The 11,947-nt window shown below is 73.0% G+C and carries 9 protein-coding genes; 5 read left to right on the top strand and 4 right to left on the bottom strand.

Annotation, left to right across the window (positions count from 1 at the left end; translation table 11 throughout):
* Positions 1–186: 186 nt before the first annotated feature.
* From WHN02_RS12195 to WHN02_RS12180, 4 genes are all read right to left on the bottom strand, one after another.
* The gene (locus tag WHN02_RS12195) at positions 187–981 is read right to left on the bottom strand and encodes an endonuclease/exonuclease/phosphatase family protein (RefSeq protein WP_434743408.1); all 795 of its coding nucleotides are present in this window, start codon (positions 979–981) and stop codon (positions 187–189) included.
* Between the two features lie 95 nt (positions 982–1,076).
* On the bottom strand, positions 1,077–2,567 hold the full coding sequence (locus WHN02_RS12190; protein ID WP_434743407.1) for a phosphatase PAP2 family protein: 1,491 nt from the start codon (positions 2,565–2,567) through the stop codon (positions 1,077–1,079).
* A gap of 79 nt (positions 2,568–2,646) precedes the next feature.
* Positions 2,647–3,648, bottom strand: a complete 1,002-nt coding sequence (locus WHN02_RS12185) for a YihY/virulence factor BrkB family protein (RefSeq protein WP_434743406.1) — start codon at positions 3,646–3,648, stop codon at positions 2,647–2,649.
* The gene (locus WHN02_RS12180; RefSeq protein WP_434743405.1) at positions 3,641–4,636 is read right to left on the bottom strand and encodes a diacylglycerol/lipid kinase family protein; all 996 of its coding nucleotides are present in this window, start codon (positions 4,634–4,636) and stop codon (positions 3,641–3,643) included. Before WHN02_RS12180 ends, WHN02_RS12185 begins: the two co-directional genes overlap by 8 nt.
* Positions 4,637–4,752: 116 nt before the next feature.
* Here WHN02_RS12180 and WHN02_RS12175 point away from each other — a divergent pair, with 116 nt between their 5' ends.
* The 5 genes from WHN02_RS12175 (at position 4,753) to WHN02_RS12155 (ending at position 11,931) form a co-directional block, all read left to right on the top strand.
* A complete protein-coding gene (locus WHN02_RS12175; RefSeq protein WP_434743404.1) occupies positions 4,753–5,586 on the top strand; it encodes a universal stress protein in 834 nt (277 codons plus the stop codon).
* A gap of 6 nt (positions 5,587–5,592) precedes the next feature.
* Entirely contained in the window at positions 5,593–7,986 is a 2,394-nt protein-coding gene (locus WHN02_RS12170; protein WP_434743403.1) for a phosphoketolase family protein, read from the top strand.
* Positions 7,987–8,029: 43 nt separating this feature from the next.
* Complete coding sequence (locus WHN02_RS12165; protein ID WP_434743402.1) at positions 8,030–8,905, top strand: universal stress protein; 876 nt, start codon at positions 8,030–8,032, stop codon at positions 8,903–8,905.
* 207 nt (positions 8,906–9,112) lie between these two features.
* On the top strand, positions 9,113–10,123 hold the full coding sequence (locus tag WHN02_RS12160; protein ID WP_434743401.1) for an Acg family FMN-binding oxidoreductase: 1,011 nt from the start codon (positions 9,113–9,115) through the stop codon (positions 10,121–10,123).
* A 134-nt stretch (positions 10,124–10,257) separates the two neighbouring features.
* Complete coding sequence (locus WHN02_RS12155; protein ID WP_434743931.1) at positions 10,258–11,931, top strand: GAF domain-containing protein; 1,674 nt, start codon at positions 10,258–10,260, stop codon at positions 11,929–11,931.
* Positions 11,932–11,947: the final 16 nt, after the last annotated feature.

The raw sequence follows: 11,947 nt of genomic DNA, 5'->3' as shown, positions 1-11,947 counted from the left end.
ACCCCTCCCCTCTCCCACCCCCCACCCGCCCCTTCCCCCCGGGGTCGGTCCGAGTGGTTGATCAAGGGATTTGCGTCAGATCCGGCCTGGAACCTGACGCAAATCCCTTGATCAACGCACCCGAGGCCGAGGCCGGGGGCGGGGCCGGGGGCGGGGTCGGGGGCGGGACCGGGGGCGGGGTGGGGGTCAGGGGTGGAGGGTGAGGGTGGTTCGTAGGGGGTAGTGGTCGGAGGCCCATTCGGTGTCGCCGCCGCGCAGGACGGTGACGGTGGTGGCCAGGCGGGCCAGGGACGCGGTGGCGTACAGGTAGTCCAGGCGCATGCCGCCCGTGAACTCGGCTCCCCCACCTGCCGTCGTCGGGACCGTCTGGCCGGGGTCTCCCGGGTTCCGGGCCGGGTACAGGTCGACCAGGCCGGCGGCGGCGAGGCGGGCGGTCGCCCGGGTCTCCACCGTCCGCCCGTCCCGGCGCAGGTGACGACGCCGGTACGCGGTCGGCAGCCCCGCCACCCGGGCGGTGTGGTCGGTGTCCGGGTCGAGGGTGTTGAGGTCCGCGGCGAGCAGCGCCCACTCCCCCGGGGCGCGGCGGACGGCGGCGGCCAGCCATCCCGCCTCCACCAGCCGACGGGTCCCCGAGTACGGGTCCAGGTGGGCGGCCAGGACGGTCAGGGGACCGGCTGTGGTGGCCACGGTGACCCGCTGGGCGGCGTGGTGGAACGGCCGACGCAGCGGGGCGACGGTGAGGACCCGTAACGGGGGGCGGACCGCCACGGCCACCGGTTGCCCGAAGAGGCTGCGGGCCGGGTACAACCGCATCCCGATCGCCGAGGCGAACCGCCGGGCCTGGTCGTCCCGTTCGAACCCGCGCAGCTCCTGCAGGGCCAGCAGGTCGGGGCGGTGGGCTTCGACCACCCGGGCGACCGCGTCCAGTCGCCCGGTCCCGCCGTCGGCGTCCCGCCCACCGGTCCGGATGTTCCAGGTCATCACCGTCAACATCACGCCCGCCCGGCAGCGGCCGACCCGGCACTGATGTTCCAGGTCATCGCAGTCGACATCACGTCCGCCCGGTGGTCGTCGGCTCAGTGCGGGTGGGCGGCCTTGGCCAACTCGTCGTCGAGGGTGTCCACGTCCTCGGACTCGATGGCCGGCTGGTTGCCCTCGTCGACGTCGGCGTTGGGGCGGACCACCCAGCAGAGCAGGCCGATCCAGGCGGCGGTGAGCAGCATCGCACCCATGAAGTCGGTCGGGTGGTGCATGCCCCGGTACATCCGGGAGATCGCCACCCCGACCGGCATGACCACCGCCAGGCCCACGAAGACCCACCGCCACCACCTGTCGGTACGGGGGAAGACGACGACCGCGACGGCCACCCAGAGACACAGGGTGGCGGCGATGTGGCCGGACGGGAACGACGAGGTCGGCATCGGGCCGTCCAGGTTCTCGATCGGCGGCCGGGGCCGGTCCACGGCGGCGGCCGTGGCGAGGAAGAGGGTCAGCTCGCCGAACATGGTCAGCGCGACGAACAGCACCGGTCGCCACCGCCGCCACACCGCCAGCACCAGGGGGCAGAACACCATGGAGATCAGCAGAATGGCGTGGGTGTCACCGACCTTGCTCCACCAGTAGCTGACGTCGTCGCCGAAGGGGGTGCGCTGGGCGTCGAACCAGGCGGGGACGTCGGTGTCGAGGGTCTCGAAGAAGGTGCCTCCGGCGTAGTAGCTGACGTACATGCCGAAGCCGTAGAGCATCCCGAACACCAGCACCCAGCCGACGACCAGCTCGGCGATCCCGGCGCGGGTGTGCGGGAGCAGCTTCTCCTCCTCCGGGGCCAGGGCCACGTCGCCGGCCGCCTCCGGCTCCAACCCCTCGGTCAGGTGCGCCACCGGTCGCCCCCGTTCCAGACGCCACAGCCGGAACGCGTACGCGGTCACGCCCAGCCACGCCGCGCCGAGCAGCCAGGCCCCGAGCACGTCGGAGAGGAAGTGGACGCCGAGAGCGACCCGGGTGAAGCCGATGAGGAAGACCACCAACCCGGTCAGGGCGATCGCCGGCTTACGCCACCGGGGGGCCATCGCCGGGAGGAAGACCAGCAGGATCGCACCGTAGGCCACCATCGAGCCCAGGGCGTGTCCGCTGGGGAAGCTCTGCCCGGCGAAGGTGCCGATCGGGACCTCCACCTCGGGGCGGAACCTGTCGACGAGGGTCTTCAGCGACGGATCGAGGATCAGCGCGCCGAGCCCGGTGACGATCACGTAGACGGCCAGGCGGCCCTGCCGACGGATCAGCAGGCCCACCACCGCCACGCTGACCAGCCAGATGATCACCGGGCGGCCACCCAGGTCGGTGATCGCCGTCAGGACCGTCACGAGTGGACCGATCGGTGCCACCAGCTCGTTGAGCCGGGCCGCGAGTCCGTGGTCGACGTCGTACAGGGGCTGCCACTCGACCCGGACCAGGACCAACAGGAGTCCGAACCCGACACCGGCCCCGAGGATCACCAGGAGTCCGAGGAGACTTCGTTCGGTGAAATGTCCCAGTGGCCGCCGCAGCAGCTCTTTGACCCCGGTCACGGCAGCCTCCCTCACACGACTTGGCGTGCCGCGCAATACCCGATGCCCGCCTTCGATACACCAGGACGGCGCGGCGGGGTCACAGGGCTGTCATCTCACCGGTGTCGTCGAGGTTGGCCCGTCGGATCTCCGGCCGCCACAGGTCGGGTCGGGCCGGTTCCCGTACCCCGATGCGCAGCGCCTCCAACTGGGCGGCGAAGGCCAGCCCGCCGAAGAGCGCCATCCCGGTGAGGTTGGCCCAGAGCAGCAGCGCCATCATCCCGGCCAGTGCCCCGTAGGTCTGTCCGAACCCGTCGCTGAACGCCACGTACGCGGCGAGCAGGAGGCTGGCCAGCCACCACAGGACGGTGGCGGTCCCGGCCCCGAAGAACAACCAGGACAGTCCGGGCTGTCGGCGGCGGGGCGCGTACCGGAACAGGACCGCGACCGCGATCACCGTCAGTCCGAGGCTCAGCGGCCACCGGATCACGTCCCAACCGGCGTCGAGGCCGCTGCCCCACCGGTAGTGCCGCTGCACCGAGTCACCCATCGGCCCGCCGCCGACCAGGATCAGGAAACCGACGAGGGCCGGCAGACCGGCGGCGACGGCCAGCGCAGCGGCGCGCAGGTACTTCCAGAGGGCGGGGCGGTCCCGCTCCACCCCGTAGATCCGGTTGGCGCCCCGCTCGATCTGCGCCATCGTGCTCGTCAACGCGAACAGCCCGGTGATCAGGCCCAGGGTGAGCGCCAGCTCACCGGCGCGCTCGGTGCGCTCCCCCTCGCCGAGCAGTTCCTTGACCATCTCCTCGCTCGCGCCGGGGGTCAGCGCCAGCACCGTGTCCGCGACGACCTCCCCACCCTCCTCGACGCCGAGTTCACTGATCAGACCGGTGAGGGCGATGAGGAACGGGACCACGGCCAGGCAGAGCTGGAGACCGAAGGCCCGGGAGTGGCTGAACCCGTCGCCGTAGCGGAACCTGACGAAGGCGTCGCGCAGCAACGCCCACCCGCCGTGCCGACGCAGGGTGTGCCAGGCGTCGTCGGCGGACAGCTCCTCGTCGGGCATCAGCCGGGTCTCCGGCACCAGGCGGGTGCTACTCACTGCGGGTCTCCTCGATCAGCTCCTCCCCCCGCTCGCTCGCGGCCTCCGCGTCGGTGCTCAGGTCCGGTGCCTCCTGCGGCTGGGGTACGCACAGCCACAGCGCCTCGGGCCGGACCTCGGCACGCAGGGACCGCCCCGGCTCGATCAGGTCACCGTCGAGTTCCCGGGGCTCGGCCCGGTTGCTGGTGATCTCGATCCGGCGCCCCCGGTACACCTCCATCCGGGGAACCCGCTCCCGGCGGCGTACGACAGCCCAGCCCAGGGCGACCCAGTGGCGCAGACTGTGCGGGGTGAGCACGGCGACGTCGAGGCAGCCGTCGTCGGGCTTCGCGTCGGGGAGCAGGCGTACCCCGCCCTGGAGTCGACCCACGTTGGCGATCAGCACCGACCGGGCCCGACGGCGCAGCGGGGGCCGGTCGTCGATGGTGACAGTGACCCGCATCGGCCGGTCGCGCAGGTTGCGCAGCGCCCCCACCACGTACGCCGGCCACCCGATGCGCGCCTTCGTCGTCTCGGAGGTGTCGGCCAGCATCTTGGCGTCGAAGCCCATCCCGGCCATCACCGTGAAGTAGCGGTCCTCCACCGCTCCGACGTCCAGTCGACGCCGGCCGCGCTCCACGGCGACCTCCAACGCGGCGGGCAGGTCGACGGAGAGGCCGAGGTTGGCGGCGAGCAGGTTGCCGGTGCCCTGGGGCAGGACGGCGAGCGCCACGTCGGTGCCGACCAGCGCGCTGACGCAGGACATCACCGTACCGTCGCCGCCGCAGGCGAAGACCACCTCGGCACCGGCCGCGACCGCTTCCTCGGTCTGTCCCCGCCCCGGGTCCTCGGGGGTCGTCTCGTACCACCGGGGGGCCGGCCAGCCGGCCCCGGTCAGGGCCGCGTCGACCGTCTGCCGAAGGTCGTCGAGGTCGGTCACCTTGGCCGGGTTGACCACCACTGCCGACCGGGGTCCCGGCCCGGTTCCGGCGTCCTGTCCACCTGTCACCGCGCCAGTGTGCAGCACCCGGGCGGGTTCGGCACTCCGACCGGAACCGCCGCCGCCGGGGGCCTGCGGGGGTAGGCTCGGCTGAGAGGCAGCGGCGCCCCGGGAGGTGATGCCGGATGTCCGCACGCGACGGGTCGGCGGCGGTCGTGGCCGGGATCGGTACGACCGGGGAGGACCTTCCGGTGGTCCGGTTGGCCGCGCAGGAGGCCGTCACGCACGGCCGGGCGTTGGCCCTGCTGCACGCCTTCAACTGGGCCGCCTCGACGCCCCAGCCCACCACGATCGGCCCCCGCGCCGAGGCCGAACAGATCATCGACCGCGCTCTCGTCGTCGCCCACCAGGTCAGCTCGGCGCTGCCCGTCGCCGAGGAGATCGTCGAAGGCGACGCGGTGGTGGCGCTGATCCGCCGGTCGGCGTCGGCGTTCCTGGTGGCCGTCGGCGACGGCGGCATGATCGACTGCGGCCGGTGCGTACCGGCGGACACCCCGGCGGTGCAGGTGGCCGCCCGCGCCGACTGCCCGGTCCTGGTGGTCCGCCGGGACCCGCCCCCGCAGGGGCCGCTGCTGGTGGGGGTCGACGGCTCGCCGAGTTCCCGGGCCGCGCTCGGTTTCGCCTTCGACTGCGCGGCCAACAGGTCCGCCCGGGTCCTGGCGGTCCGGGTGATCGAACCGGACCGGCCCGCCGACACCGGAGAGGATCTGGCCGACATCGTCGCCGGGTACCGGCAGCGGTACCCGGCGGTCGCCGTCGAGTGCCACACCGTCCACGGCGACGCCGAGACGGTCCTCGTCGAACAGTCCCGCTCGGCGCAGCTGACAGTGGTCGCCGCGCGGGGCGACGAGCCCCGGCGGGGGATGCTCGGCCCGGTCGCGCAGACGCTGATCTACCACTCACCGGCCCCGGTGCTCGTGGTCCGGGGGTTGACCGACTCCGTACCCGGAAGGGGCTGACCCGGCATGGACGCCGCGTTGGACCCGCCCTCCCCGCTGACCTCCGACGAGCTGTACCGGTTGGACGCGTACTGGCGGGCGGCGAACTACCTGACCGTCGGGCAGATCTACCTGCTCGACAACCCGCTGCTGCGCGAACCGCTGCGCCCCGAACACGTCAAGCCCCGCCTGCTCGGGCACTGGGGCACCAGCCCCGGGTTGAACCTGCTCTACGCCCACCTCAACCGGGTCATCGTGCGACGTGACCTGGACGCCGTCTTCGTCACCGGCCCGGGGCACGGCGGGCCGGCGCTGGTGGCGAACACCTGGCTGGAGGGGACCTACAGCGAGCTGTACCACTCGGTGAGCCGCGACGGGGCGGGCATGGCCCGGTTGTTCCGCCAGTTCTCCTTCCCCGGGGGCATCCCGAGCCACGTCGCACCGGAGGTGCCGGGCTCCATCCACGAGGGCGGCGAACTCGGGTACGCCCTCAGCCACGCCTACGGGGCGGCGTTCGACAACCCGGACCTGCTGGTGGCCTGCGTGATCGGCGACGGGGAGGCGGAGACCGGCCCGCTGGCCGGCAGCTGGCTGTCGAACGTCTTCCTCAACCCGGCCCGGGACGGGGCGGTCCTGCCGATCCTGCACCTCAACGGGTACAAGATCGCCAACCCGACGGTGCTGGACCGGATCGGGCCCGACGACCTGCACCAGCTGATGCGCGGCTACGGCTACCAGCCGTACCTGGTGGAGGGCGACGATCCGACGACGGTCCACCAGAGCCTCGCCGCCACCCTGGACCGGGTCGTCGACGAGATCGCCGCCGTCCAACACCGGGCCCGCACCGGCGGCGACGGGGGACGACCCCGCTGGCCGATGATCATCCTCCGGACCCCGAAGGGCTGGACCGGACCCCGGGAGGTCGACGGCGTGCAGGTCGAGGGGACCTACCGCGCCCACCAGGTCCCCGTCGCCGGAGTCCGCCAGAACCCGGAACACCTCGCCGAGCTGGAACGCTGGCTGCGCAGCTACCGCCCGCAGGAGCTGTTCGACACCGCCGGCGCCCCCGTCGCCGAACTCGCCGCCCTGCCGCCGACCGGCGCCCGCCGGATGAGCGCCAACCCGGTCGCCAACGGCGGCAGCCTGCTACGCGACCTCGCCCTGCCGGACTTCCGTGACTACGCCGTGGAGGTGCCCACCCCCGGCCAGCCGGCGGCCGGGGCGACCGGGGCGCTCGGTCCCTGGATCCGCGACGTGATCACCGCCAACCCCCTGACGTTCCGGCTGTTCGGCCCCGACGAGGTCGCCTCCAACCGGCTCGGGGCGGCGTTCGAGGTGACCGACAGGGCGTTCGTCGGTACGACGGTGGCCGGCGACGACCACCTCTCCCCCGACGGCCGGGTCATGGAGGTCCTCTCCGAGCACCTGTGCCAGGGCTGGCTGGAGGGGTACCTGCTGACCGGCCGGCACGGCGTCTTCACCAGCTACGAGGCGTTCGTCCACATCGTCGACTCGATGGTCAACCAGCACGCCAAGTGGCTGAAGGTGACCCGGACGATCCCCTGGCGGCAGCCGGTGGCCTCACTGAACTACCTGCTCTCCAGCCACGTCTGGCGGCAGGACCACAACGGCTTCTCCCACCAGGACCCCGGGTTCATCGACCACGTGGTCAACAAGAAGGCCGAGGTGGTCCGGGTCTACCTGCCCCCGGACGCCAACACCCTGCTCTCCACCATGGACCACTGCCTGCGCAGCCGGCACTACATCAACGTGGTGGTGGCCGGCAAGCAACCGGCACCGAACTGGCTGACCATGGACGAGGCGATCCAGCACTGCCGACGCGGCCTGGGGATCTGGCAGTGGGCCGGCAACGACACCGGCACCGAACCGGACGTGGTGCTCGCCTGCGCCGGGGACGTACCGACCCTGGAGACCCTCGCCGCCGTGGACCTGCTCCACAGGCACCTGCCGGAGCTGCGGGTACGGGTGGTCAACGTGGTCGACCTGATGCGGCTGCAACCCCCCTCGGAGCACCCGCACGGCCTGCCCGACGACGAGTTCGACACCATCTTCACCACCGACCGACCGGTGATCTTCGCCTACCACGGCTACCCGTGGTTGATCCACAGGTTGACCTACCGCCGGACCAACCACGGCAACCTGCACGTCCGCGGATACAAGGAGGAGGGCACCACCACCACCCCCTTCGACATGGTGATGCTCAACGACCTGGACCGTTTCCACCTGGTCATCGACGTCCTCGACCGGGTGCCCGGGTTGGCCGTCCGCACCGCCCACCTGCGTCAGGAGATGGTCGACGCCCGCCAGGCGTGCCGCGACCACACCCGCCGGTACGGCGAGGACGACCCCCGGGTCGCCGAGTGGCGTTGGGTCCGCGAGACCAACCCGACGAACGGTTGAGCAGACCGGGGAGACCGAGGCGTTGAGCAGACCGGGAGGACCCATGGACGACCAGGAGATCGTGGTCGGCTACGACGGATCGGCCGACGCCCGTGTCGCCCTGGACTGGGCCCTCGACGAGGCGACCCGCAGCGGACGTCCGGTCCGCCTGGCGTACGTCTTCGAGTGGTTGACCGTCACCGACTGGCTCGGCCCCGGAACCACCCCCGGGCCGTGGCCGGACGAGACCGCCCGCCGGGAGGTCGAACAGCAGGTCCGACACGACGCCGCGGAGGCCGCCGCCCGGCGGCCCGGCCTGCGGGTGCAGGGCGACGTCCTCGACGGCCCGACCGCCCTCGTCCTGTCGGAACGGTCCGCGCGGGCCGCCCTCCTGGTGCTGGGCAGCCGAGGACGCGGCGGGTTCAGCGGCCTGCTGGTCGGCTCCACCGCCGTCACCGTCAGCGCCCACGCCGAATGCCCGGTGGTGATCGTCCGCCAGGACGTCGAACGCCCCGCCCCGACCCGCGCCCCGGTCGTCGTCGGCTTCGACGGTTCACCCGGGTCGCTGCCGGCCCTCGGCTGGGCAGTGGAACGCGCCGCCGGGCTGGACGTCCCCCTCCGGGTCGTCCGGGCCTGGTCGCCGATGCAGTACCGCACCCAGGGATTCGACGCCGAAGAGGCCACCACCGTCGAACGGGCCGACACCGACGAGGCCCTGGCCCCCTGGCGGGACCGCCACCCGCAGGTACACGTCGACGTCGAGGTGAGCGCCGGCAGCCCCGGTGCCCTGCTGCAGGCGGCTGGCCGGGGCGCGCAGGTCGTCGCGGTGGGCACCCGGGGTCGCGGCGGGCTGCGCGGGATGCTGCTCGGGTCGGTCAGCCAACAGATGATCAACCACGCACCCTGCCCGGTCGCCGTGATCCGCCGACCGGCGGAGTGACCGGGACGGTTCGGGGAACAGCGACAGCAGGCAGGTCCCTGCACCGCCACCATCGGGCACCGTGGACGCCCCGTCGACTCGGGTCGAAGGACCCGGTGCCGGTGGACCGTTCTCCCCTGCGAACGCCGTCACCGGTCGGCGACCATGGAGACGCCCCGACGCGACCGCACGCCGGGGCACGAAGGCAGAAACGGAAGGGTCGTGACGATGAGCCACCAGACACCGGGCACCGACCGCTCGCTCGTCGACGCCCTCACCGAGGCCGCCGCGACGGCAGGCCACGCCCCGTCGGTGCACAACACCCAGCCGTGGCGGTGGCAGGTCCGACCCGACTCCCTGGACCTGCACGCCGTCGCCGACCGGCAGCTCACCGCCACCGACCCGCAGGGTCGACTGCTCGCCCTCAGCTGCGGTGCCGCCCTGCACCACGCCCGGGTGGCGCTGGCCGCCGAGGGCTGGACGCCCGTCGTCGACCGCCTGCCCGACCCGGACCGGCCGGACCTGCTGGCCCGGTTGACCGCCCTGCGGCACGACGGCGCCGACCCGGCCGCGATGCGGGCCGTGCAGTGCATGCGGATCCGACACACCGACCGGCGGCCGGTCAGCGAGGACCCGGTACCCGACGCCGCCGTCGAGGAGATCGTCCAGGCCGCCACCGCCGAAGGGGTCCACCTGCACGTCCTCGACCGCGACCAGGTCCTGGCGCTCGCCGCCACCGCCTCCCACGCCGACACCGTCGAAGCCGAGGACCCGCAACTGCGCGAGGAACTCGCCTACTGGACCAGCCGGGCCGACACCGGCACCGGGCTACCCCCGGAGGTGCTGCCCGAACAGACCCCGCAGACCACGGTCCCTGGCCGTGACTTCGGCCGCCCCGGCACCCTGCCGGTCGGGCCGGGACACGACCGGGCCGCCCGGTACGGAGTGCTCTACGGCGACGAGGACGAACCCGTCGACTGGCTGCGGGCCGGGGAGGCGCTCTCCGCCGCCTGGCTGACCGCCACCCGGCTCGGGGTGTCCCTGGTCCCGCTCTCCGGGGTGGTGGAGATGCCCGGCACCCGGCAGACCCTGCGGCAGCTCCTCGCCGACCTCGGGTACCCGTACCTGGCGCTGCGGATGGGGCTGGCCGACCCGGAGCACGCCGGGCCACCGCACACCCCGAGGCTGCCCGCCACCCAGACCGTCGACACCTCGGCGGTCCGCGACCCGCAGAGGTGACCGGTCGACGGAACGAACACCTGCTCACGTTCCGGCGTCGTCACCTCATCTCAGCGGGTGACCGGCGGTAACATCCCCCGGTGCCCACCACCGCACCCGACTCGGACCACGACCACACCACCCCGTCGTTGGGTCTGAGCCCCCTGTCCCGGGTCCGCCTCGACGAACTCCTCCAGGAGATGCTCGACCGGGTCGGCGAGGTGGTGGCCAGCCGGGAACGCCTGCGGGCGCTACTCGACGCGGTGGTCGGCATCAGCACCGACCTCGACCTGCGCAGCACCCTGGAACGGATCGTCAGGTCCGCCTGCGAGCTGGCCGGAGCCCGCTACGGCGCGCTCGGCGTCATCGGCCCCGACCGGATGCTGCACGACTTCATCGTGCACGGCATCGACGACGACCTCCGCGCCCGGATCGGTGACCTCCCGCACGGGCGGGGCGTCCTCGGCCTGCTGATCGACGACCCCCGCCCGCTGCGCATGCCGGACATCACCCAACACCCCCGCTCGTACGGCTTCCCCGCCAACCATCCCCCGATGCACAGCTTCCTCGGCGTCCCGGTCCGCATCCGCGACCAGGCCTTCGGCAACCTGTACCTCGCCGACAAGCAGGGTGCCGCCGAGTTCACCGAGGACGACGAGGAGATCGTGGTGGCGCTCGCCGCCGCCGCCGGGGTCGCCATCGAGAACGCCCGGCTCTACGCGCTCGCCCACCGTCGGGAACGCTGGCTGGCCGCCACCGCCGAGATCACCTCGGTGCTGCTCGGCGAGGTCCGGCGTACCGACGCCCTCACCCTGGTCGCCCGGCGGGCCCGGGAGGTGGCCGAAGCCGAACTGGCGCTGGTGCTCCTCTACGACGAGGACGCCGGCCAGTTCACAGTCGAAGTGGTCGACGGCGCCGACGAGCACGCCTTCGACCTGGTCGGCACGGTGATGCCCGCCGCCGAGACCACCTTCGCCGGGTCGGTCACCGACCGCCGCCACGAACTGCTGGCCAACCTGGCCGAGGCGGCCCCCTGGCCGGTGCCGGTCACCACCGGCCCCGCCCTGATCTCCCCCCTGGCCGCCGCCGACACCCTGCACGGCGTCCTGGTCATCGCCCACGCCCCGGAGCGGGGCGTCCAGATCACCTCCGACGACGACGTGGCGCTGCTGGGCAGCTTCGCCGGGCAGGCCGCACTCGCCATGGAACGCGCCCGGGGGCAGGAGGAACGGGAACTCCTCGTGGTCCTGGAGGACCGGGAACGCATCGCCCGGGACCTGCACGACGTGGTGATCCAGCGGCTCTTCGCCACCGGCCTGCAACTACAGAGCGCCGCCCCGATGAGCACCCGCCCCGAGGTCACCAGACGGGTCAACGCCGCCGTCGACGACCTCGACGCCACCATCCGCGACATCAGGCGGACCATCTTCGAGCTGCGTACCCCGATGAGCGCCGAACTGCGAACCGAGATCCGCGACGCGGTCGCCGCCGCCACCCCGGCCCTGGGGCACCGCCCGGCCCTGGAACTGACCGGCCCGATCGACAGCGCCGTGCCCGACGCGGTCCGTCCCGACCTGACGGCGGTGCTCCGCGAGGCCCTCTCCAACGCGGTACGCCACGCCGAGGCCGACCGGGTGTCGGTGGCGGTGGCGGTCACCGACGGCGCGTTGACGGTGACGGTCGCCGACGACGGGATCGGAATGGACCCCTCCGCCGCCCGCAGCGGACTGGTCAACCTCCGGGAACGCGCGCAGCGCCACGGCGGGGAGTTCACAGTGACCCCGGCCGACCCGCACGGGACCGTCCTGCACTGGAGCGTCCCCCTCTGACCGGCGGCGCGGCACC

The sequence above is a fragment of the Micromonospora sp. SH-82 genome, from assembly GCF_051132485.1.
GTDB lineage: Bacteria > Actinomycetota > Actinomycetes > Mycobacteriales > Micromonosporaceae > Micromonospora.
This window is presented reverse-complemented; position numbering and strand designations above follow the sequence as displayed.